This window comes from Pantoea sp. ICBG 1758 (assembly GCF_002928325.1).
Classification (GTDB): domain Bacteria; phylum Pseudomonadota; class Gammaproteobacteria; order Enterobacterales; family Enterobacteriaceae; genus Pantoea; species Pantoea eucrina.
The window spans coordinates 198,349-220,596 of sequence record NZ_POWL01000004.1; the positions used below are offsets into that span (position 1 = coordinate 198,349).

Genomic DNA, 22,248 nt, shown 5'->3' on the forward strand with positions numbered 1-22,248 from the left:
GATTGTTTATGCGCTGGCTCGCTTAATCAGGTGGCCCTGCAGAATGACGCGTTGCGCCGCGGAGTCAGGCTGGTCTATCTTCTGCTGAATCAGCCTGAAAGCTTCACGGCCAATATCCCTCGAGGGCTGTGCCAGCGTGGTCAGCGGCGGCGAGATCATCTCCGCCAGCTCAGTGCCGTCAAACCCGGCTACCGCTATGTCACCGGGCACGCTATAACCAGAGGCCTGTATTGCCGCCATTGCACCCGCTGCCAGCGTGTCTGATACCGCAAATACCGCATCAGGGATCTCATCAGCGGCAAGCAGAGTCATCATTGCCTGCCTGCCTGCACTGAAACTCAGTTCACTGGCATAGCTGATGCCCTGCCAGTCCAGATTGTGCTCGTCCAGTTGAGACAGATATCCCTGCTGGCGCAGGCGCGCATATTTATAGCTGAGATCGTGATTTATCAGGGCTATACGTCTGCGACCCTGATCCGCCAGATAACCCACCACCTGCTGTGATGCCTCGCTGTCGTTAATGCCGACGCAGGATATGTCACCGGCATCAGCATACTCTGCGCACTGAACCCAGGGCGTATCAGCAATCAGATGGCTCAGCTCCGGCAGCTTGCTAAAAGCGTCCATGGTAATGATACCGTCAACCATTTTCCCCGACAGCAGCTGCAGGCTGGAACGGGAGCGCTCAATGTCCGAACCGGAATTGCACAGAAGAATGCGGTAACCGTTCTTCTCTGCCTCTTCTTCGATGCCTTTGACCACCTCGGCACAAAACGGATTCGAAATGTCGGACACCATAACCAGAATCATTGAGCTGCGCGCGGTGCGCAACTGGCGTGCCAGCAGGTTAGGCTGATAATTACTCGCTTTGATGGCCTGAAGCACTTTTTCGCGGTTGGCGTCTTTAACCGTATCGCTGTTGTTTAATACGCGTGACACCGTTGCAACGGAAACACCCGCCAGACGGGCGATTTTTTGAATGGACATGGAAGGATCCGGACCGAAACATATAGCACACAGGCTACCATAAAACCGCGCGAACAATAAGTTAACCCGGTCTGTGCAGGACGGACCGGGTTGTGTATCAGCAATTAACGCTGACCCAGCGTTGTTCCCTGTGACTCTGCACGATGGCTTCAACGATCGCCATCACCTGAGCACCATCGCGAAAGGTGGCATAGGTGGTATCCTGCGGAGCAGGCGCTCTTCCCTGCTCCACTGCCTGATAAAACTGCTGCATCATGGCGCGGAACGCATCCGGCCAGCCTTCGATGTGTCCCCCGGGAAAACGTGCGCGGCGGGCCACGTCAGGATTCATCAGGGCAGGATCGTCTGACAAAAGCTGGTTAGCCTTATGCCGGTATCCCAGCCACAGCTGCTGGGGCGTTTCCTGATCCCAGGCCAGCGACGCCTGGCTGCCATTCACTTCCAGGCTGAGGCGATTTTTGCGACCGGCTGAAACCTGCGAGACGCTAAAGCTCCCTTTACTGCCGTCATCAAAGCGGAACAGCACAAAGCCCATGTCTTCTGTGGTGACCTCGCGGAACTCATATTGTGCCTCCTCGTTCTGCGTGCCAAAAGTGCCGGCGGCAGCCAGGCTGGCTTTGCGCGTGGGCCAGACTATCGATAAATCGGCCATCACCTCCACGATTTTACGTCCGGTGACAAACTGAATGGTATCGCACCAGTGCGAACCGATATCCGCTACGGCCCGCGAGGCGCCGCCCTTTTCTGCATCCACGCGCCAGTTATAGTCGGTCTCTTCCAGCATCCAGTCCTGCAGGTAGCTACCCTGAGCCGAAAACAAACGCCCCAGCTGCTGGTAGCGCACCATACTGGCTGCCTGCTGTACCATGGCAAACTGGCGATAGACAAAGCTGACCCCGTTTACCACGCCCGCCTTTTCAGCCAGCTCAACCAGCTCACGCGCTTCATCCATGGTCATGCACAGAGGCTTTTCAGAGAAAACATGTTTGCTGGCGCTGATGATTTGCCGGTTTATTGCTGCATGGAGATGATTTGGCGTGCAGTTATGCACAGCGTGCAGCCCTTCATGCTGTAAAAACGCCGCGACGTCGCTGTAGGCGTGCGGCACGTTCAGCTCTGCTGCACGCGCCTCGGCCGCGCTCTGGCTGGTATCACAGATGGCCACCACGTTAATGTTGCCGAGACGGCGTAACGCCTCAATATGCGCCGGTCCGATAAAACCGGTGCCGATAATCCCTGTGTTAATCACTTAAATCCCCTCTTATTTCAGACCCAGCTGGGCGCGTACCCCGGCGGTATCCTGTTGTCGTGCGGCGAAGTCGTCAAATGCGCGATCGGCAACCGGAATAATGTGGCGCTGAATAAATTCGGCTCCCTCAAGTGCGCCGGTGTCGCTCTCTTTCAGGCAGCACTCCCACTCGAGCACCGCCCAGCCGTCGTAGTCGTACTGCGCCAGCTTGCTGAAGATCCCTTTGAAATCAACCTGACCGTCGCCCGGTGAGCGGAAACGCCCGGCACGATCGATCCAGCGCTGATAGCCGCCGTACACGCCGCTGCGACCGTTAGGCAGATACTCGGCGTCTTTCACGTGAAACGCTTTGATGCGCTGATGGTAAATATCAATGAACTGCAGATAGTCGATATGCTGCAGCAACAGATGGCTGGGATCGAACAGGATGTTGCAGCGTGGATGATAATTCACCGCCGCCAGAAAACGGTCAAACGTCACGCCATCGTGCAGGTCTTCACCCGGATGAAGCTCGTAACAGAGATCAACGCCGTGACGATCAAACTCTTTCAGAACCGGCAGCCAGCGGCGCGCCAGTTCGGCGAACGCCTCTTCCAGCAGAGCCGGATTGTGCGGCGGCCAGGGATAGACATAGGGCCACGCCAGCGAACCGGAAAAGGTTGCATGCGCGCGCAGCCCCAGCTTTGCCGAAGCCGCCGCAGCCTTTTTTACCGTCTCAATAGCCCAGGCCGTGCGCTTTGCGTTATCTCCGCGTACGTGTTCCGGCGCAAAGCCATCAAATGCCGCATCATGCGCAGGATGAACCGCAATCAGCTGTCCTTCCAGATGCGTTGAAAGCTCGCTGATTTCCAGACCGTATCCTGCCAGTAATGTCGTGACCTCATCGCAATAGGACTGGCTGGCTGCAGCACGCTCAAGGTCAAAAATGGCCGGATGATTACAGGGGATCTGCAATGCCCGATATCCCAGGTCTGCAGCCCATTTCGCCAGCCCCTCCAGCGAATTAAACGGGGCCTGTTGTCCGATAAACTGCGAAAGAAAAATGCCAGGTCCTTTTAACGTTTTCACGTACACCTCCGGTTAATCAAACCGCTTCATCCCGGTATTTAAAGGAGAAGAGGAAAAGAATGGCGATCGCCGCTGCTGCAATAGCCGGGACCCACCAGAACGTTGCCCAGTTTTCTGCCGTGCCCTGGCCGGCAACCAGGTTGTTGTAAAGTGCGCCAGAAATCTGTGAGCCCAGCAGCATGCCAATGCCGTAGGTGAACATCACTACCATGCTCTGCGCCTGCCCCTTGACCTTTTCGCCAGCGATCCTGTCGGTGTAGATGAACCCCACCACGAAAAAGAAGTCGTAGCAGACACCGTGCAGCAGAATGCCCAGGTAGATCAGCGCGCGGCCCTCATCGTTCATACCCATCGCAAACAGCGCATAGCGCACGAACCATGCCAGCATCCCGACCAGCAGCATGTATTTCACGCCGAGGCGGCGGAACAGTAATGGGATCACCAGCATGAAGAAAATTTCAGACATCTGACCGAAGGACATCGCGGTGCTGACATTTGACACGCCGGCGTCTGCCAGCCATGAGGCGGTATAGGCATAGTATGTGCCCAGTGGAATAGAGATCAGGGTGGCGCACAGCGCGAACACAAAAAAGTGCCGGATTTTAAGCAGTGCAAACGCATCCGCGCAGAACAGATCACGGACCTTTAGCGGTAACCCTTTGGCGGGTGCCGGGGTATGGGGTAGCGTCAGGCTATAGATCGCGAGTGCCACAGAGCAGACCGACGCAACGGTGAAGATCGACGTGCTGGCAGAAATGCCGGCAAACCCAATAAAGATGCCGGCCACAATCCAGCCAATCGTCCCGAACACGCGCACCACCGGAAAACTTTTGTCGCTGCGGGCCAGGCTGTGAAAGGCAATGTTATTGGCAAGCGCCAGGGTGGGCATAAAGCACAGCGTATAACCAAATAACAGGGCGATGAGCAGCGCACCGTTCCCGGCCACCAACGCAGACGGGATAAACCACAGGATCACCGCGCCGGCAAGATTCATTACCGCCATGACTTTTTGCGAAGGAAAGAACCGGTCTACGAGCATGCCCAGCACAAAAGGAGACAGGATCGAGGCTATCGGCCCTGCTGAAAAAGCATCACCAATCAACAACGACATATTATGCTGCGCCATCACCAGCCCGAGCGTAACGGACCAGCTTCCCCAGATAAAAAACTGCATGAACATCATCAATGAGAGGCGAGGGATCAGTAAACGCTGTTGTGCCATTGCCTCCTCCCTGCCTGTTGCTGTAGTAGTCATACTCTCCTCACACTTTAAAGTAATCGATTACATTTTTGAATATGAATAAAGTAATCGATTACAAATTGAGTTTCCGTCTACCTGATCACACATTACATTTAATTACTTCCTGACCCGATTCGTTAAGATGCTGAGTTTCTGACGCAGCGCCTGAGGCAAACACGTTGTTATTCAAAATAGTCAAAACTTGTCTGACAGGCGCAAATTTTCCTGACCATCCTTCGCACTGGATCAAACCAGTAGCACTCAATCGCGATCAAATTACAGACCAAAAACCATATCCCCTTAGGGCAGCAGCAAATCAGAAGAGCTGGCCCTGAGCCAGCTTTCTGTAATCAGTTGAACCAGGGCTGGAAAGGATCGTGAAGCGTTGCCCAGCTGTCAGACCCGGCCTGCATCTCTTCGTCGGTTAACAGCGCGCTGTTCAGTTTCAGCCGAAGCTGAGGTTCATCCATACCGATGCCAATGAAGACCAGCTCCTGTCGCGCATCACCGGTATCCTCAGCCCAGTTTTGTATGATGTAATCACGTGACTCTCTATCTTCCGGCCAGTGCTGTTGCGGCACGTTGGCCCACCACATGCCTGCCAGCCCCTGACGACTCACGCCTCCCGCCTGAGACCAGGAGCCGGCATATCCGGGCCGGCTGGCAAGCCAGAAAAAGCCTTTCGATCGCACAATGCCTTTCATATCGTTTTCAATCACGTTCAGGAAACGGTCCGGATGAAACGGACGACGGGCGCGAAAGACGAAGCTATGAATGCCATACTCTTCTGTTTCAGGCGTGTGTTCGCCCCGTAGCTCCCTGAGCCAGCCCGGCGCCTGAGCCGCCGCGTCAAAATCAAATAATCCGGTATTTAGTACGTTATCCAGTGCGACCCTGCCAAATTCGGCGTTAACGATTTTGGCTCGGGGATTAAGAGAGTGCAGAATCGCCATCAGACGCGTTTTATCTGCTTCGCTGATCAAATCTATCTTGTTCAGGATCAACACATCGCAAAATTCGATCTGGTCGACAAGCAGATCCACGACCGTGCGCTCATCTTCCTTACCCAGCGACTCGCCGCGAGCCTGGATGCTTTCATCAGACTCATAGTCGCGAAGGAAATTGTAGCCATCAACAACCGTTACCATGGTGTCAAGCAAGGCAACTTCGGAGAGGCTCTGGCCGCTGTCATCGGCGAATGTGAAGGTTTCCGCCACCGGCAGCGGTTCAGAAATACCGGTGGATTCAATCACCAGATTATCGAAGCGCCCTTCCTGCGCCAGCCGGTTAACTTCCAGCAGCAGATCTTCGCGCAGCGTGCAGCAGATACAGCCGTTACTCATCTCTACCAGCTTTTCATCTGTGCGCGACAGTTCTGCGCCGCCCTCTCTGAGCAGCGCTGCGTCAATATTGACCTCTGACATGTCATTGACGATAACGGCCACGTGACGGCCTTCGCGATTATTCAGAATGTGATTCAGTAACGTCGTTTTCCCTGCGCCCAGAAATCCGGACAGAACGGTAACAGGTAACTTTTTAAACTGGCCAGCGTGTGGCGTGCAATCAGACATGACATGCTCTCCTGAAATGAACTGCTGAGTTCGTGGTCGCCAGCGAGCTGACAAACAAGCCGGACGACAGATTTATTTATTGTTATGTTATAACATAACCTTCGCGCTTGTCATTGACTCAAATGCGTATTGAGTTAACGCCAGGTATTTCAGAGCGTTTTTTACACGCGCTACCTGCCGGGAAAACAGATACTGCAGCAGGCTACAAAGCTCGCCGGTGATTGACAAAAGCCAGATAAAAATCTGATAATGTTATGTTATAACGTTACCTTGGCAGATGATGATGAAATTTCCTTTTAAAATGCTCGCTCCGGCGTTCATGGCTTTCTCGTGCACAACCGCATTCGCCAGCACCTGGCCACTGACCGTTGAGAACTGCGGCGTTTCTGAAACATTCAGGCAGCCGCCCGCTCGCGTCGTTACGATTGGACAACACGAAACTGAACTTCTGCTGGCGCTGGGGCTGGAAAAAACGATTGCCGGCACCTCGGTCTGGTTCGGCAAGCTTCCGCCCGAGCTTGAAAGCAGGGCCGCAGACCTGAAGCGCCTTGCTGATAATTCGCCCGGGTTTGAAACGGTTGTGGCGCAAAAGCCAGAGCTGGTACTGGCGCAGTACAGCTGGCATGTCGGTCCACAGGGTGAAGTGGCCACGCGTGAACAATTTGAGCAACTGGGCATCAGAACATGGATATCCCCTGCTGACTGCACGGGCAAAACCGTCACAGAGATGTCGAACGGCGACGGCGCGCGTACTACGCCTTATACGCTGAACTCCGTCATGAATGAGATCACTCAACTGTCACAAATTTTCGATGTCGCCGATCGCGGAGAGGCGCTCAAAAAAAATCTGGCGGATCGGATCGCTTACGCACAGCAGCAGGCAGACGCGCAGACAGGACCTCCGCTTAACGTCGTTTTCTGGTTTTCCAGCAGCCGGCTGAAAGGCGATCCGTGGGTGGCGGGTAATGACGGCGCGCCGGGCTGGATAAGCAAGACCCTTGGCCTGCAGAATATCATTCACTCTTCAGAGGAGTGGCCTGCGGTGACGTGGGAGCATATTGCTCACTCTCAGCCCGACGTGATCGTTATCGCCAGCATGGACAGACGGCTTTATCCCGCTGATGACGCCTCGGTAAAAAAGGCCTTTCTCCAGAATGACCCTGTCACGCGCGAAATCAATGCGGTCAGGCAAGGCCACATCATCGTCGTACCGGCAATGTCGCTCAATCCCTCACTGCGCAACGTGGATGCAGTAGAGCTAATTGGCAAACAACTGTCCGCATACAGAAACGAACATGGCAAATAAGATCTCTTCGCCAGCGCAGACAGCGATAGTCATTCTGGCAGGCTTGCTCAGCCTGCCTGTGACGATGGTGTTAGCCGCTTCAACAGGCGACATGCCCGTTTCTTTTACCGTTACCGCTCAGGCGATCGCCAACGGGCTGGGCCTGTCACATTATGACCTCCCGCCGGTTGAGGCGGGCATCGTCTGGCAGTATCGAATGAGCAGAGCGTTAATGGCGGCCAGCAGCGGTGGCGGACTGGCGCTGTGCGGGCTGGTGCTACAGTCCGTATTGCGTAATCCGCTTGCTGAACCTTATCTGCTGGGGATTTCAGCCGGTGCTTCAACCGGTGCCGTCTGTATTATGCTGTTAGGCGTTGGCGGCGGGATTGTCACTGTCGGCGCCGGCGCGTTTACCGGTGCATGCCTGGCGTTTGGGCTGATTTTGCTGTTATCTGGCGGCATACAGAATCACACCGGAAGAATCATCCTCGCTGGCGTGGCGGGCACTCAGCTGTTTAATGCACTGACCTCTTATATTGTCAGTACCGCCGCGAATGCCGAGCAGTCGCGCGGTGTGATGTTCTGGCTACTGGGTAGCCTCAGCGGCGTGCGCTGGCCTGATGCCATACTCTGTTCTCTTGTTTCACTTGCCGGTTTAATGCTGGTTATTGGCCATGCACGATCGCTGGATACGTTTACTTTTGGCGTTGAGATATCGGCCACACTGGGCACGCGTGTGCTTTTTGTCCGCATAATGCTACTGCTGGTTACCGCTCTGGTCACGGCCGTTATCGTCAGTTCGATTGGCGCTGTCGGATTTATCGGCCTGGTCATTCCTCATATAACGCGGATGCTGGTGGGCCACCGGCATCTGGTTAGCATTCCCGTAACGTTTATTGCTGGCAGTCATTTTATGATCCTCGCCGATCTCCTATCCAGAACGTTGATAACGCATCAGGTCTTACCTGTCGGCGTGGTGACTGCTCTGGTCGGTGCACCTGTTTTTGCCGTTATTCTCTATAGCAACCGGGGGAAGTCGATATGAGTATTGTGGTCACTCATCTTGATGTTGAATTGCAAAACAACACTATCCTGTCAGACATCTGTTTTAGCGCCGGACCTGCGCAGACTGTTGGGCTGCTTGGGCCGAACGGCTCCGGTAAATCAACGCTGATCAGGTCGCTGGCGGGTTTGTTTCCCGCTTCCGGCAATCGTATTCAAATCGCCGGTACGTCGCTCTGCCAGTTTCCACGCCGCCACCTTGCACGGAAGCTGGCCTTTGTGCCACAGCATGCAGAAGCTGATAACGAACTGAGCGTCATTGATATTGTGCGTCTGGGGCGTACGCCACATCGCAGCGCATTCAGTCGATGGCGGGATGCGGATAATCATGCGGTGCAGGAAGCGCTTACACAGATGCAGTTAAACAGTCTGGTCAGCCGGCCGTGGCAGCGCTTATCAGGCGGTGAACGACAGCGCTGTCAGATTGCACGCGCGCTGGCGCAAAAGCCCGATATCCTCCTGCTTGATGAGCCGGTAAATCATCTGGATATTCAGTTTCAGCTCGAATTAATGCGGCTTATTACTGCGTTGCCTGTAACGGTGGTTATTGCGCTGCACGATCTGAATCTGGCCGCCAGGTATTGTCAGCATCTGGTCGTTCTGCAGCAGGGCAAAGTTATTGCAACAGGCTCTCCGGAGAGCGTTCTGACGCCAGCGCTTATTCATTCCACATGGAAAGTTCACGCACTGGTTAACCAACCGGGAAACGGTGCCATAAACATACAATATGTTTAACCACTCTATTTATAAACGACCTGGCTCTCTTTCCACTGCTTACTTATGAAAGTGTACTGAAGACAGGCAAGAAACTTTTGAGGAACCGGTATGGCCATTAAATCTCCCTGCACCGACGTTTGCATCTTTGAACAGTCGAAAGGCTGGTGTAAAGGATGTGGCCGCACGCTAAAAGAGGCAAAAGAATGGCGCAAGCTTTCTCCTTATCATCGTAAACAGATTGAGCGAGCGCTTCCTGTGCGGCTGAACATTCTAATGAAGAGTTAAACGCCACCGGTTTTGTCGAATGCGCGCTGACGCGCCTGACGCGCCCCTGTGAGGTTACCACCCTGGTTAATTTTTGAACTTCCATGAGTCTGCCTGCGCTGAGCGAAACCTTACAGGAGGCTATTCCTTCTGAACAGAATCACTTTGCGGCGTCCGGTGACGTGCCTGCCTTTACTGACAGGCACTGCGCTTCTAGCGACTCAGGGTGGCGAGTAAGGCATCAATAGACGTCTGCAGACCAGCTTCAACACCCATCGTCAGATCTTCCATTTCAAGTGACACATCACCGTTATAACCAGTCATACGCAATACTGAAAAAAACTCTTTCCACCATTTCAGATCCTGCCCGCAACCTACGGCGACATAGTTCCAGGTACGGGTTTTAGTATCGGTAACGGGCTGGTACTCCATCAGTCCATCAATGTCGGCGAGACCCCGCTCGATTCGCGCATCTTTACCATGAACATGAAAAACCGCGCCTTCCAGCTTACGCGCTGCTGCTATGGGGTCAGCGCCCATAGCTATCAGATGAGAGGGATCCAGGTTGATGCCAATCATGTCATCTACGGCGTGACGCAGACGCAGTAAGGTGGATGGGTTATAAACCAGCTGGCTGGGAAACTCTTCGATAGCAATTTGCTCTACGCCATGGTGCTTTGCGTGCTGCACAAACTTTTTCCACCATGGAATGGCGACATCGTTCCATTGATAGTCAATTACACCCGGCATGTAATCCGGCCATGAAACCGTTGATGTTATCCAGTTCGGCACGCGATCTTCTGGCCCGCCGCCTGGCAAACCGCTCATCATCACAATTTTTTTAACACCCAGCTTGCCTGCTAACTCTACTGTCCTGTAGCTGCTTTTGGTATGGGTTTCGCCCAGTTCACCAGGCGCTAACGGGTTGCCAGAACAGTTCAGCGCGACAATACGCATCTCCCGCTCAGCCAGTTCCTGTTTGAATTGCTCAAGCTTTTCAGGCGAATTTAATAACGCTTCAGTTTTAACATGTGGACAGGGTGACCAGCCGCCTGCGGTCATTTCAACCCCACTGATCCCATAACTTTTAACTTTGTCCAGCATTGCCGGAAAAGGTAAATCCGCCAGAACATCAGTACACAATGCAAGTTCCATTCTATTATCCCCAATATTTCGCGTGAGTTACGCTCTTTCAAACTGATCGATAAACCCGGATTTAGTTCTGGCGTTCGCTAATAGGGTGGTTTTGACTTCATCACCCAGTAAATCTGCAATATCCGCCAGAATCTGAATATGTTCATTTTTCGTTGCAGCTACAGCGACAACAATAAAAACAATTTTCCCTTTACCCCAGCTAACGCCATCGGGAAATTGAAATACCTGAAAGCCAGATTGAATGACCAGATCGAGGTTTTCCTTTGCGCAATGGGGAAGCGCAATACCTGCTCCAATGTAGGTTGAAACACTCTTTTCCCGCGAGAGCATTGCCTGTTCAAAGCCGGGTTTGACATAACCCGCTTTTTCCAGAGCACTGGCGGCAATATGTATTGCCTCATTTTTATGCTTTGCCCGGCACTGCAAATGCAGCGCGTCTTCCGTTAAATTCAACATGATTTATTCCTCACTGATGGCGCAAGAGTGCATTAATCAACGGTAGAGCGCGGGCTGCGGTGGAATAATGACATCGTGTTTTTCGCCATCTTTCAGCGAGGCTAAACCGGCATCACAAACCAGCGCCACTACGTAACCATCCCATGAGGAGGGGCCGCTCATCTCGCGCCCGTTACGCACGTTATCGACAAAATGCTGCACTTCCCGATCGTATGCCGTGGCGAAACGTTCCATACAGGATTGTGCAATATGCTGTGCGTTGCCGTTCAGCGAACGCGTACTAATCAGCTGCTGTTCAGTCAGCGCGACAATCGCGTTTTCGCCAATCACTTCACAGCGAATGTCATAGCCGTAATGGCAATTTACAAACAGCTCATCATCGATGCGCACACCCGATTCGGTCTCGAAAATTATGATTAAAGGATCCTGTAAATGCGGCAGCGCACGCCGGGTTTTCTTACGGGGTTTGTCCACGCGCACCGAAATAATATTCTCATTAAGCAAATAGCGGATGATATCGATTTCGTGCGTGGCGGAATCATTCACCGCCATTTCCAGCGTATAGCTTTCCGGCACAGATGGATTTCTGTGCGCGCAATGGATCAGCAGGATATCGCCGGGTTTCCCGTCATCAATTGTCTTTTTCAGCGCCTGATAACCTGGATCGAAACGGCGCATAAAGCCAAGCTGAAGCAGACGCTTACCGGTTCTGACTTCAGCATCAATAATCTCTGCTGATTCATCAGCAGTTGGTGTTAATGGCTTTTCACAAAATACCGGTTTGCCGGCATTAAATGCCGCAAGGATTTGCGTTTTATGAACCGGACCTATTGAGCAAATAAACACTGCATCGACCAGCTCCGAATTAATCATCTCTTCAGCATCATAAAACGCCGTAGCGTTAAATTCTCTGGCCGCCACATCGGCTGTCGTATGGTTTATATCGCAAACAGCAGTAACCTGCGCGCCAGTAATTGTATTTTGAAAACGTTTCAGGTGATCCTGGCCAATCATGCCCAGACCAATCAGGCCAATTTTGACAGTCATTTATTTACCCTCAGTTACTAAAGCGTTAGAAACGAAATTTCTTTTCGATTTGTTCTAATGTCAGACCGCGTGTTTCCGGCAGATATTTCACCAGCAGAATCAACATAATGATGTTAGTTGCCCCGAAGAAGCCAAAGGTCAGGCCGCCTCCGTAATGGTTCAGCAGGAAAGGGAAAATAGACTGGATTATGAAATCGAATATCCACAAACCGAATACCGCAAAGCCCATACCGATACCGCGCATTCTGAGAGGATAAATTTCTGCCAGCATCAGCCAGAACACCGGTGCTATCCAGCCCTGCATGAACACCAGAAAAACCAGCATCAAGCCAAGGATCACATAGGGTGCGCTGGCAAAATTCGCATGCAGAATTTCTGCACCATCCACAACTTCAGTGTGAAACAGGAACTTAAACGCTAAACCAATCAGTAGCAGGCTCAGCGTGACGCCGGCCTGTCCGGTAAAAAACATTTTCCGGCGTGAGTGTTTGCCAATTAACGCCATGCCAAGGAGGGTAGCCAGTACAGAGATAATGCCATTGGCTACTGCGCCAGTGACAGCTGCCGCATCGCCCAGGCCCGTGGCTTTCAATACCGTTGGCGCGTAGTACATGATGGTATTGACCCCGGTAACGCGCGTTGCGAGTACGATCATTAAGCCCGTTAACACCAGTTGAATCACCCAGCGTTTTTTCAGTTCGTCAAACAGGTTTAATTTCATCTGATCGGCTTTGACGATTTGCTGGATATCTTTCACTTCGCGGTCAACTTCTTCCGGCAGGCGAAGCGTTTTCAATACGCTTATGGCCTTTTCAGTTTCACCGCGACGAATAAAGAAACGCGGTGATTCCGGCATCATAAGCATACCGATCCACAATAGCGCGCCAGGCAGTGCCGGAATAGCCAGCATAATGCGCCAGTTGTGCTGCAACTCGGGATAGACATTCACAAGCGTTGCATTAACGGAATACGCGAGGAACTGGCCGGTAACAATCATTAGCTCATTGACGGTGACTAACCGCTCGCGCTGATCGGCTCGTGCCAGTTCGGAAATATAAATGGGTACGGTTACAGAAGCGCAGCCCACCGCTAAGCCCAGGATAAAACGCGCAACAATCATTGATGGCACATCCCACGCAAACGCCGTGCCTAACGCGCCGAGCATAAAAACAGCTGCCACCCAAAGCAAATTTTTACGACGTCCTTGCTTATCTGATAAATATCCACCAAATAGCGAGCCCAGCGCGGCACCAAACAGCAGAAATGAAGTGATAAATCCTTCCTGAGCCGGTGTCAGATTCATATCATATTTCATGAATATTAATGCGCCGGAGATAACGCCGGTGTCATAACCGAAACATAAGCCGCCAATGGTTGATACAAGCGTAATCAAACGCATGCGCTTAGGATTTTGCAGGTGAGTTTTGTTATACATAGTTTTTCCATCTGGTTGTAAGGTAATACCGTTGCAAGCCGTTTATAGTCAGAATAAAGCTATGTTGTTTTAAAACGTTAAAAAGAGCAGTTAACTTACTGGCTGTGTAAGTATGATTTTAATTTCAGCGTGAAGAGGCTGCTGTGACCCTCAAACGTTACGACAACGTTATATCAAAGTGAAAATCAAAAGCCAGACACGTCTCTCCGTACTATTTACCAGCGTGCTGGCGATCAAATATTTTTAATTACATTCGTGAAAAGCAGTGATAATCATCACGCCGTCAAATATGAACGTTGACATAGCAAGATTGAAGAGAGTTTGAAAAGTCAATTTTTACCACCACTGTGGTGGCTTACTTGTAAGAAATAAAATAGCAATTTTGATGATTATTGACCGTTTAATGAAAATACCCCTCTTAACAGAGTTAGCTTGTTACTGTCTTTATCTGAATGAGTGCATCAGGCTGCTTTTTAAAGAACGTGATGACAATCATGTCTCCTTGCGTGACCAGAGCGGTCATAACAATTAAAGAGAGTTAAGGATAAAGGAATTTCATTCTGGCATTATATATCAGTGGGTTAGTCAGGAAGAAAAAGCAAAGTTGATGATTACCAGCGCGTAAAGTCGTGTCAGAATAGCGTCATCACGACAGGAGACATTATGATCACCTTCAGTCTTAACGAGCATCCTTCCGCACGCGGCTTCGACAGTGGCCTGCGACCGCGCCTGAGCTTCATCTGCAAAGCTGAAGGCAAAGAGGAAGCGATTCCTCGCGTAATGCACAAACATGATGAACGCTTTGAATTGATGTTTATCCGCTCGGGCAAGGGTATTTATAATATCGACGGCCGTAGCTATGTCGTTAAATCTGGCGATATATTACTGTTCAATGCCAGCGTGCTTCATGATGAATGCCCGGAAGCCTCAGATGACCTGCTGATATTCAGCTGTGGCGTTGAGCAACTGAAGGTCGATGGTTTGCCACTGAACGTCCTTACGCCTCGCTCGCAAACTGCGGTCATGCCAGCCGGCAATTATTATCATGAAATTTGCCAGTTGTTTGAACAGATGTGGTCGCATGTCAGTAATAAGCGTCTGTACAGCACAGAAATTGGCGATAGCTTACTCAGCGTGCTGTTATTATTGTGCCGGAATATCTGGATAGAAAGCAAACCGCAACAGGAAAGCGCCAGCGTATTATTAGGGCAGCGCGTGAAGGACTATATCGACAACCATTATAAAGAGGATATCTCCCTGAGTTCGATTACTGCAGCGATGAATATGAATCAGTTCTATCTGGCGCATGTCTTCAAAGCCTATTCGGGTTATTCCCCAAAACAGTATCAGACCCGCCGCCGTATCGGCGAGGCACAAAACTTATTATTAAGCACTGACCTGGGAGTCATAGATGTAGCAAGTGCTGTAGGCTACGATAACGTAAACAATTTCCACCGAATCTTTCATAATCTTGTCGGCATTCCGCCTGCCCGTTATAAAAAATTCTGGATAACCGGGCAGATAAAAAGATAAGTTACATGGATACTTTGTGTGCGGCACGATCACCCTGCCCCTGATCTGTTCTGAAATGCTTCCGGTTTTCTTTTTCTCATACAGTTTAAGACGCATCCGGTAATATTGCGTGACCGTATGCAGGCTTTCTATCTCCTGTTGATTCCCGCTATATTAAATTCTGATGCAGAGGAAATTATGCTCAAAGCTCTTCACGGTATTTCAACCCATTACTGCAATGTGGTTACTGAAGCACGTATAGCTGCGGAAGCGGGCTATGATGGTCTGGAGTTTTTGCATGATAAATTGCTGCGTTATCTCGATCACGGCGGCAGTACTGCACAACTTAACACGCTGGTGCGGGGTCATGGATTACAGACCTTGTGCCTTAATGCCCTGATAAATATTGAACGCTATCAGGGCGCAGAAAAGCAGCAAATGCTGGCTGAAGCCAGGCGACTAACGCAGATTGCGGCGGATTTGGCCTGCCCGACCATTCAGATTCTGGCGCAGCACGGCATTGATCATCTGTCAGAGAGGCAAATTCTCGATATTATTACCGAAAATATTGCTGAGATTGCCACTATTGGCCAGCAATATGGGGTGCGCTATCAGATTGAGGTTATCGCGCATACGCGATTCAACACGCTCAATCAGGCACTGGAGGTGATTCAGCGTATAAATGCACCTAATATCGGTTTAGTCATCGACTTCTGGCACCTCTTTGCGACCGGGCATACTACGCCGGAAGATATTCAACAGCTCGATCCTGCCCTTATCTACGGCGTGCACTTTTGTGATGGCCGTAAGCCCCGCCCTGGTGAAGAATGGAACGAAACGGTGCTGCGCGCTTATATGCCCGGCGAGGGGGATATTGATATTCAGGCATGGAGCAATGCGGTAAAAGCCACCGGTTTTGATGGCGTGTGGTCAGCAGAATTATTCAGCCCGGCACGCTGGGAAATGGACCACGCTATCCTGGCAAAACAGATCATTGATAATATGAAATTCTATTTAGGTTAGGTTAAGGCTTTGGCTGTCCGCTTTGTGCCGAAAGCGAAACTACTAATTTTCAATGTCTGGAGACTCCGGACGTGCCCCCAACCCGATATCTTTAATTACTGAAGTCTGTAGATGCTCGCGTTCCAGTAACCATTACCCTGACTACAATATTCTTTAAAACCCAAAGACCTCAGTTCCCCTGCAATTAGCCGATTCATCACCCCATGTCCCATAAGAAGCACAGGCCCGTCGGATGCTTTTGCTAACCCGACGAGGCTATTCGCAGCCTGAGCAGCACGTTGCTTAGCTTTTCCCACACGCTCCACATTACGGGACAGGCCGCTTAGCCACATAACGCGAAAAAAAGCAGCCCACACGGCTGGAGATAACCTGAAACCGGGCAGGTGAAATACCGGCAGATCTGCTTCCCTGAACACCTCATCAATAACCTCCGGTTCAAGCCCTAATGCTTTCAGGGAAGAAAGTGCTCTGGGAAGAGGGCTACTTATGATTCGCGATGCGCTGACCGCTAATGATTTGCTGGAATCGGGCGGTGTATCTTCTCCTGTATCAGAACGGTCATATTCTGCAATCCAGTTGCACATTTCACGGCTCGTTACTTTCGCAGAAGCTGTAAAAGCGGGCTTTCCATGACGCATTAAAATAATTTCCATACAGAACTTCTTATTTATTGTCCTAATGTCCGCTTCTCACTCAAAGCGGAGATGACTAAACCTGAATGCACTCATCAATGGCGAGCCGTTGACAGTGCATAGCCATGTACTCCATCGGAATCTTCAGGCTGTTTTTCATCGGATGGCAAAGGTGCCGGAAATGCCCTTTACGCCTTTAAAAGGCTCCGGGGCGTTTTGAGTAGCGCAACCAGAAACGTTTTTTAAGACACAGTCAGGTAAGGTCTGTTCGATCTCCGCGCGGTGTTGGATGTGAAATGACGATAAATTCGATTGCGAAATCCGTGTCATTTCTGGCCTGATGCTTTGACCCAGGGGGGATCTCGATGCCCTGCTGAGCGACAATTCGATGCGCTTTTCCTTCCAGCTCCATGGTCAACACACCATCCAGAACGAAAAAAAACTGTCTGGATACCGAATGGTAGTGTCGCTTTTCACATGTTTCCGGCGGCATCTTTTCGTGAATAATCAGCATGTCTTGCCGGTTTACCAGATACCAGCCATCGCACTTATCACCCCATACATAATGCTCAGCATTAGCCTTAGAAATCATTGGTTTTTACCTGTTGACCGCGTAAGAATTCTGAACCTGATGCGTTGTTATACTTTGAGAGCTCTTTGATTCGCAACAGCGATGTTATGTTTGATGCGGCTCTATCTGCAGATGTAAGAAAGCCGCTGGGTAGCGGCCTTTTATAAACGTATCGTGATTCGGTTTCGGTAAAGTTACTCACTCTCTGAGATTTCATACTCTCTGGCGATCGCGCTGGTTTCTCTTCCCCAGACCGAAGCCCTGGTTCTTTTCTGATGCGCGTCAAAAGTAGCCTGGTTTGTAAAAAGCTCTTCGACGGTCCAGACCAGGGGGTCTGCTGTTTCAGTAACCTCAAATGATACGCATCCGGTTTCTTTCCTGGTTAGTTGCTTGTGTTCAGGAAGGTACTGGCGAACAAGATCCGCTTCTTCTGCACTTTTACACACCAAACGACCCGTCAGCTTAATCATTATCATCCTGCTATTTTCATGCGGTTTTATCGAGTATCCCAGCGACGAAGTTACACCAAACCGTTGAGGAAAAGAAACCGATCAGAAGCGGGCCTGACCGCCTCCTGTGCTGGCAGAAGTCCCGACCGATTCAGCGCCGGGACCTTGCTGCAACGGGCCCGTTCCCCCGGGCACCGTCTTTTTAGCACCTGTAATGTCAGACTTGAGCCAATGCGCGGGGGTCCCCCTGCGGATAACCGTTATTCTGCGGCTTTAACTTCCGCGTGTTTTTTATTTTCCGGATGTATCCTGAACCAGATGGCATACATAGCAGGCAGGAAAACCAGCGTAATAATGGTTCCGGCAAAGGTTCCGCCAATTAGCGTGTAGGCGAGCGTTCCCCAGAAAACCGAGTGCGTGAGCGGTATAAAGGCCAGGATAGCGGCCATCGCCGTTAGTACAACGGGACGGGCACGCTGAATAGTGGCTTCGACAACGGACTCAAAAGGCGTCAGCCCTTCATGCTCATTGTGATGGATCTGCCCTATCAGGATTAATGTGTTGCGCATCAGAATCCCCGACAGGGCGATCAGCCCGACCAGCGCATTTATCCCGAACGGCTGATTGAACAGCAGCAGCGTCGGTACCACACCAATCAGCCCCAGCGGCGCCGTCAGAAACACCATCACCATCGCTGACATTGACCGCACCTGCAGAATGATAATCAGAAGCGTAATGGCAATCATGATCGGGAACAGCGGCGCCATCGCCTTAGTCGCTTTACCCGACTCCTCAATTGGCCCCCCCTGCTCAATGCGGTATCCGGCCGGAAGCTTAGCGATAACAGGCTGTAATTTTTTCAGGATTGTCGTGGAAACATCGGGTGGCTGCATGCTGTCTGAAATATCGCCCCGTACGGTAATCGTCGGGGTTCGATCGCGACGCCGCAGTACGGGATCTTCCATTCTTATCTCAACGTCGCCTGTCTGAGACAGCGGAATGCGCTGGCCTGATGATCCCACCAGGGTAAATCCAGCTATCCTTGCAGGATCGAGCCTGATATCGCCGGCTGCACGCCCCATCACCTCTACAGAACGGATATCTTCGCGAACGGATGTCACAGGTACGCCAGAGAGCAGAAACCGGAGCTGCTGCGCAACGGCATTAGACGTCAGTCCTACAGCCTGGAGACGATCCTGATTCAGCGAGAAGTGCAGCGTCGGCACGCGTTGCCCCCAGTCGGTATTGACGGTCCTCATATCAGGACTGGCCAGCATAACCGCCTCTACTTCGCCCGCTATTTCACGCAGTTTATCCGGATCAGGTCCCATGACCCGCCAGGCAACCGGATAAGGTGAATAGGGGCCAAAAACCAGCTGTGTTACGCGGACGCGTGCTTCAGGAGCGAGTCCGCTGGCTGCAGCCTCACGCAGCCGGTGCTTGAGAACATCCCGGGCATCCTGACTCTCTGTCAGAACAACAATCTTTGCAAAAGAGGGATCGGGAAGCTCAGGCGCCATTGCCAGATAGAACCGGGGTGAGCCCTGTCCGATGTAAGAGGTGACGATTTTTGCCTCTTTCTGCTTTTTCAGCCACTCCTCGATTTTCGCCGTGGTTTTGCTGGTCTGTTCAATTGAGGTGCCGTAAGGCATCTGAACCTCAATCAAAACCTCCGGACGATCTGATGTCGGAAAGAACTGTTTCTTTACCAGCCCCATGCCGAGAATAGCCACGGTGAAGATGATGATGACCGTCGCGGCGACTAACCATTTTCGCGCAATAACGTGCGCAATTAACCGGCGAAAACGATTGTAGCGCGGGGTATCGTAAATTGTGGTGTGGCCACCTGATAAGGTTTTGATTTCTGGCAGCATTTTCACGCCAAGATAGGGCGTGAACACTACGGCTACTACCCACGACGCTATCAGGGCGATACCGACAATCCAGAACATGTTACTGGTATACTCACCGGCGGTAGACTGTGCAAAGCCGTTAGGCATAAACCCCACCACCGTCACCAGTGTTCCAGCCAGCATCGGGGCGGCAGTATGACTCCATGCATAGGCGGAAGCTTTGATGCGATCGTAGCCCTCCTCCATTTTTACCACCATCATCTCAATCGCAATGATGGCATCATCGACCAGAAGCCCCAGAGCCAGGATCAGTGACCCCAGAGTGATACGGTCAAAGTTTTTACCTGATGCCTCCATGACCATGAAAACCACCGCCAGCGTCAGCGGCACCGCAGCAGCCACCACCACGCCCACCCGCCAGCCCATGCTGATAAAGCAGACCACCATGACCACAAGCAGCGCAACGAAGAACTTAAGCATAAATTCATCGACGGCTGAGCTGATGTTAACCGACTGGTCGGTGACTTTCGTCAGCGTCATACCCAGCGGCATGGATGCGTTGATACTGGCCGCTTCCGCATCCAGCGATTTCCCCAGCTCAAGGCCGTTCCATCCCTCACGCATGATAATTCCCAGTAGCAGAGCGGGTTCACCCTGATTACGGATGAGAAACGTAGCGGGATCCTCATAGCCTCGTTCAACGGTGGCAATGTCCGACAGCAGCAGCGTTCTGCCACCGATCACAATCGGCGTTTTACGAATCTGCTCAAGTTTGCTGAACGCCCCGTCAAGGCGAATAAATACCTGTGGGCCCTGGGTGTCAATGGAGCCTGCCGGCGTCAGTGCATTCTGGTTATTGAGCGCTGCGAATATCTCCTGGGGAGAAACGCCCAGCGTGGCCAGCCGGTCATGAGAGAAGGAAACAAAGATGCGTTCGGTCTGCTCACCAATGATATTGATCTTTTTCACACCCGGCACATGAAGAAGCCGCTGGCGCAGTGATTCTGCATCGCGTACCAGTAAACGCTGAGGCTCTCCTTTCGCTTTTAAAGCGAAGAGGGAAAAAGTGACGTCCGAAAACTCGTCATTGATCATCGGTCCGATGACGCCTGCAGGCAGATTTTTTGCCTCATCACCCAGCTTTTTACGGGCCTGATAGAACGCTTCCTGCACCAGTGAGGGTGGCGTGCTGTCCTGCAGCGATAGCAGGGTGAATGCCATTCCCGGACGGGTATACGTTTCAGTACGGTCGTACCACTTAAGCTCCTGCAATCGCTTTTCCAGCGGTTCAGCAACCTGATCCTGCATTTCCTGTGCCGTCGCACCCGGCCATGCGGTAATAATCGTCATCTGTTTGACGGTAAAAGGCGGATCTTCTGCCCGCCCCAGCGCAAAAAAAGAGAGGATGCCTGTGACCGTAATCAGAATGATCAGAAATAGCGTAATTGAGCGTTCACGGACGGCAAGCGCAGAGAGATTGAAACGGGAATTACTCATGCGGCTGGCCTCCGGCAATGCTGCCATCACCCTGACGTGCCACGCGGACGGTTTCACCGTCATGCAGCAGGTGAGCGCCAAGCGCAACCACTTCTTCGCCAGCACTGAGCCCACTGGTCACTCTGGCGTTATCGTCACTGATACCTTCTACCTGCACAGCCCGCCGGGTTACACGTGCAGATCGCTCTTCAATTACCCAAACGCTCGCGCCTTTACCCTGATCAAACAGTGCAGTTATGGGTACCTGCATGACCTTACCTGAAGCTTTTGCATCGGCAATACGCAGCGTGACCGTGGCGCCCAGCGGTGCGTCAGCCAGCGCCCCTTCCAGCACATATCGCGCTTCAAAAGTACGGCTTAATGGATCGGCGGCATCGGAGAGTACGCGAAGCCGGGCGCTGACAGACTGATTTCCATCACCGTACAAGGTCGCTTCAGCCTGACTTCCGGATGCTGGCCTGAGCGTTTCGGGCAAATGAACAAGCGCTTCACGTTGTCCCGCCCGGGCAAGCCTGACCACCGGCTGACCTGCGCTGACAACCTGACCCGGCTCAGCGAGCGTTTCCACAACGACGCCATCCGAATCTGCCAGCAGAACAGCATAGCTTTTAGCATTTTGCGCCACGTCAGCCTGTGCCTTTGCCGCGCTGAGGTCGGCTTTAGCGGAGTCCGCCGCGGCCTTGATCTGATCGTAAGCTGACGCTGAAACAGCACCCGTCGCCACCAGCCCCCGGTAACGCGCTTCATCCAGAGAGGTTTGTCTGGCGCGGGCGCGGGCAGCGTTAACGGCCTGCTGCTGAGCCTGTGCCAGGAGGCCGAGATCGGCAGGATCAAGGCGCATCAGCGGCTGCCCGCGTTTCACCGTCTGGCCCGTATCTACCAGACGCTCAAGGATTTTTCCCTGTACCCGAAAGCCAGAGTCGCTCTGAGTGCGCGCAACAACCACGCCGGTGAATGAACGGAGAGTATTATCAGCATCAGCCACGTTTACAGCCCTTACAAGAGGCGGCTGCGTACGTGGATCGTTTGTGCCAGCGTTGTCACCGCAAGCCGCCAGGGCCAGCGGTAACAGGCAGACAGCAAGACCAGCGGGTGTGATCCTGAACATGCGTTACCTGGTTACATTGAAAAGAAAGTAACCGCATTCTTATTCTTGTGACCGTAAATGTCAACGG

The 22,248-nt window shown here is 52.0% G+C and carries 20 protein-coding genes; 6 read left to right on the forward strand and 14 right to left on the reverse strand.

The window, feature by feature from the left end:
• Positions 1-6 precede the first annotated feature (6 nt).
• The 5 genes from C1Y41_RS14680 to zigA form a co-directional block, all read right to left on the reverse strand.
• Entirely contained in the window at positions 7-987 is a 981-nt protein-coding gene (locus C1Y41_RS14680) for a LacI family DNA-binding transcriptional regulator (protein ID WP_071668173.1), read from the reverse strand.
• 97 nt (positions 988-1,084) lie between these two features.
• Positions 1,085-2,236: a Gfo/Idh/MocA family protein gene (locus tag C1Y41_RS14685; RefSeq protein ID WP_104085726.1), complete on the reverse strand. Its 1,152-nt coding sequence runs from the start codon at positions 2,234-2,236 to the stop codon at positions 1,085-1,087.
• Between the two features lie 12 nt (positions 2,237-2,248).
• The gene (locus C1Y41_RS14690; RefSeq protein WP_104085727.1) at positions 2,249-3,304 is read right to left on the reverse strand and encodes a sugar phosphate isomerase/epimerase; all 1,056 of its coding nucleotides are present in this window, start codon (positions 3,302-3,304) and stop codon (positions 2,249-2,251) included.
• Between the two features lie 16 nt (positions 3,305-3,320).
• On the reverse strand, positions 3,321-4,559 hold the full coding sequence (locus C1Y41_RS14695; protein WP_104085728.1) for an MFS transporter: 1,239 nt from the start codon (positions 4,557-4,559) through the stop codon (positions 3,321-3,323).
• 335 nt (positions 4,560-4,894) lie between these two features.
• Entirely contained in the window at positions 4,895-6,115 is a 1,221-nt protein-coding gene (gene zigA, locus C1Y41_RS14700) for a zinc metallochaperone GTPase ZigA (protein WP_104085729.1), read from the reverse strand.
• A gap of 319 nt (positions 6,116-6,434) precedes the next feature.
• On the opposite strand from zigA, the gene C1Y41_RS14705 reads away from it, so the two are divergent.
• The 4 genes from C1Y41_RS14705 to C1Y41_RS14720 all read left to right on the forward strand — a co-directional run bounded on the left by C1Y41_RS14705 (position 6,435) and on the right by C1Y41_RS14720 (position 9,464).
• On the forward strand, positions 6,435-7,421 hold the full coding sequence (locus tag C1Y41_RS14705) for an ABC transporter substrate-binding protein (RefSeq protein ID WP_369826818.1): 987 nt from the start codon (positions 6,435-6,437) through the stop codon (positions 7,419-7,421).
• Positions 7,411-8,445 carry an iron ABC transporter permease gene (locus C1Y41_RS14710; RefSeq protein ID WP_083429487.1) on the forward strand — a complete coding sequence of 345 codons (1,035 nt, stop codon included), beginning with the start codon at positions 7,411-7,413 and terminating at the stop codon, positions 8,443-8,445. The genes C1Y41_RS14705 and C1Y41_RS14710 overlap by 11 nt, the downstream gene beginning before the upstream one ends.
• Positions 8,442-9,197: an ABC transporter ATP-binding protein gene (locus C1Y41_RS14715; RefSeq protein WP_094110827.1), complete on the forward strand. Its 756-nt coding sequence runs from the start codon at positions 8,442-8,444 to the stop codon at positions 9,195-9,197. The genes C1Y41_RS14710 and C1Y41_RS14715 overlap by 4 nt, the downstream gene beginning before the upstream one ends.
• Positions 9,198-9,287: 90 nt before the next feature.
• The gene (locus tag C1Y41_RS14720) at positions 9,288-9,464 is read left to right on the forward strand and encodes a DUF1289 domain-containing protein (protein WP_094110826.1); all 177 of its coding nucleotides are present in this window, start codon (positions 9,288-9,290) and stop codon (positions 9,462-9,464) included.
• Between the two features lie 192 nt (positions 9,465-9,656).
• Here the strand turns inward: C1Y41_RS14720 and C1Y41_RS14725 are convergent, their stop codons facing one another.
• The 4 genes from C1Y41_RS14725 to C1Y41_RS14740 are packed head-to-tail and all read right to left on the reverse strand — an operon-like array spanning position 9,657 to position 13,536.
• A complete protein-coding gene (locus C1Y41_RS14725; RefSeq protein ID WP_104085731.1) occupies positions 9,657-10,598 on the reverse strand; it encodes a sugar phosphate isomerase/epimerase in 942 nt (313 codons plus the stop codon).
• Between the two features lie 27 nt (positions 10,599-10,625).
• Entirely contained in the window at positions 10,626-11,054 is a 429-nt protein-coding gene (locus C1Y41_RS14730) for a PTS sugar transporter subunit IIA (protein WP_104085732.1), read from the reverse strand.
• A gap of 36 nt (positions 11,055-11,090) precedes the next feature.
• Positions 11,091-12,101, reverse strand: a complete 1,011-nt coding sequence (locus C1Y41_RS14735; RefSeq protein WP_104085733.1) for a Gfo/Idh/MocA family protein — start codon at positions 12,099-12,101, stop codon at positions 11,091-11,093.
• Between the two features lie 25 nt (positions 12,102-12,126).
• The gene (locus C1Y41_RS14740; protein ID WP_104085734.1) at positions 12,127-13,536 is read right to left on the reverse strand and encodes a sugar porter family MFS transporter; all 1,410 of its coding nucleotides are present in this window, start codon (positions 13,534-13,536) and stop codon (positions 12,127-12,129) included.
• 663 nt (positions 13,537-14,199) lie between these two features.
• Between C1Y41_RS14740 and C1Y41_RS14745 the strand changes: the two genes are divergently transcribed.
• Positions 14,200-15,069 (forward strand): helix-turn-helix domain-containing protein, encoded by an 870-nt coding sequence (locus C1Y41_RS14745; protein WP_071668161.1) that lies wholly within the window; start codon positions 14,200-14,202, stop codon positions 15,067-15,069.
• Between the two features lie 117 nt (positions 15,070-15,186).
• The gene (locus C1Y41_RS14750) at positions 15,187-16,071 is read left to right on the forward strand and encodes a sugar phosphate isomerase/epimerase (RefSeq protein ID WP_233207437.1); all 885 of its coding nucleotides are present in this window, start codon (positions 15,187-15,189) and stop codon (positions 16,069-16,071) included.
• Between the two features lie 95 nt (positions 16,072-16,166).
• Here C1Y41_RS14750 and C1Y41_RS14755 read toward each other — a convergent pair whose 3' ends face one another.
• From C1Y41_RS14755 to C1Y41_RS14775, 5 genes are all read right to left on the reverse strand, one after another.
• On the reverse strand, positions 16,167-16,724 hold the full coding sequence (locus tag C1Y41_RS14755) for a histidine phosphatase family protein (RefSeq protein ID WP_233207438.1): 558 nt from the start codon (positions 16,722-16,724) through the stop codon (positions 16,167-16,169).
• Positions 16,725-16,956: 232 nt separating this feature from the next.
• Positions 16,957-17,295, reverse strand: a complete 339-nt coding sequence (locus C1Y41_RS14760) for a cupin domain-containing protein (protein WP_104085735.1) — start codon at positions 17,293-17,295, stop codon at positions 16,957-16,959.
• Positions 17,296-17,468: 173 nt separating this feature from the next.
• A complete protein-coding gene (locus C1Y41_RS14765) occupies positions 17,469-17,744 on the reverse strand; it encodes a putative quinol monooxygenase (protein ID WP_071668157.1) in 276 nt (91 codons plus the stop codon).
• A 239-nt stretch (positions 17,745-17,983) separates the two neighbouring features.
• Positions 17,984-21,073, reverse strand: coding sequence for an efflux RND transporter permease subunit (locus C1Y41_RS14770; protein ID WP_104085736.1), 3,090 nt, complete (start codon positions 21,071-21,073; stop codon positions 17,984-17,986).
• Positions 21,066-22,181: an efflux RND transporter periplasmic adaptor subunit gene (locus C1Y41_RS14775; protein ID WP_071668155.1), complete on the reverse strand. Its 1,116-nt coding sequence runs from the start codon at positions 22,179-22,181 to the stop codon at positions 21,066-21,068. The genes C1Y41_RS14770 and C1Y41_RS14775 overlap by 8 nt, the downstream gene beginning before the upstream one ends.
• Positions 22,182-22,248: the final 67 nt, after the last annotated feature.

Bases quoted from the DNA above. Each gene is read 5' to 3' on its own strand.
- C1Y41_RS14680 (WP_071668173.1), bottom strand. From the start codon at position 987: ATGTCCATTCAAAAAATCGCCCGTCTGGCGGGTGTTTCCGTTGCAACG.
- C1Y41_RS14695 (WP_104085728.1), bottom strand. From the start codon at position 4,559: ATGACTACTACAGCAACAGGCAGGGAGGAGGCAATGGCACAACAGCGT.
- zigA (WP_104085729.1), bottom strand. From the start codon at position 6,115: ATGTCTGATTGCACGCCACACGCTGGCCAGTTTAAAAAGTTACCTGTT.
- C1Y41_RS14705 (WP_369826818.1), top strand. From the start codon at position 6,435: ATGGCTTTCTCGTGCACAACCGCATTCGCCAGCACCTGGCCACTGACC.
- C1Y41_RS14710 (WP_083429487.1), top strand. From the start codon at position 7,411: ATGGCAAATAAGATCTCTTCGCCAGCGCAGACAGCGATAGTCATTCTG.
- C1Y41_RS14715 (WP_094110827.1), top strand. From the start codon at position 8,442: ATGAGTATTGTGGTCACTCATCTTGATGTTGAATTGCAAAACAACACT.
- C1Y41_RS14720 (WP_094110826.1), top strand. From the start codon at position 9,288: ATGGCCATTAAATCTCCCTGCACCGACGTTTGCATCTTTGAACAGTCG.
- C1Y41_RS14725 (WP_104085731.1), bottom strand. From the start codon at position 10,598: ATGGAACTTGCATTGTGTACTGATGTTCTGGCGGATTTACCTTTTCCG.
- C1Y41_RS14730 (WP_104085732.1), bottom strand. From the start codon at position 11,054: ATGTTGAATTTAACGGAAGACGCGCTGCATTTGCAGTGCCGGGCAAAG.
- C1Y41_RS14735 (WP_104085733.1), bottom strand. From the start codon at position 12,101: ATGACTGTCAAAATTGGCCTGATTGGTCTGGGCATGATTGGCCAGGAT.
- C1Y41_RS14740 (WP_104085734.1), bottom strand. From the start codon at position 13,536: ATGTATAACAAAACTCACCTGCAAAATCCTAAGCGCATGCGTTTGATT.
- C1Y41_RS14745 (WP_071668161.1), top strand. From the start codon at position 14,200: ATGATCACCTTCAGTCTTAACGAGCATCCTTCCGCACGCGGCTTCGAC.
- C1Y41_RS14750 (WP_233207437.1), top strand. From the start codon at position 15,187: ATGCAGGCTTTCTATCTCCTGTTGATTCCCGCTATATTAAATTCTGAT.
- C1Y41_RS14755 (WP_233207438.1), bottom strand. From the start codon at position 16,724: ATGGAAATTATTTTAATGCGTCATGGAAAGCCCGCTTTTACAGCTTCT.
- C1Y41_RS14760 (WP_104085735.1), bottom strand. From the start codon at position 17,295: ATGATTTCTAAGGCTAATGCTGAGCATTATGTATGGGGTGATAAGTGC.
- C1Y41_RS14765 (WP_071668157.1), bottom strand. From the start codon at position 17,744: ATGATTAAGCTGACGGGTCGTTTGGTGTGTAAAAGTGCAGAAGAAGCG.
- C1Y41_RS14770 (WP_104085736.1), bottom strand. From the start codon at position 21,073: ATGAGTAATTCCCGTTTCAATCTCTCTGCGCTTGCCGTCCGTGAACGC.
- C1Y41_RS14775 (WP_071668155.1), bottom strand. From the start codon at position 22,181: ATGTTCAGGATCACACCCGCTGGTCTTGCTGTCTGCCTGTTACCGCTG.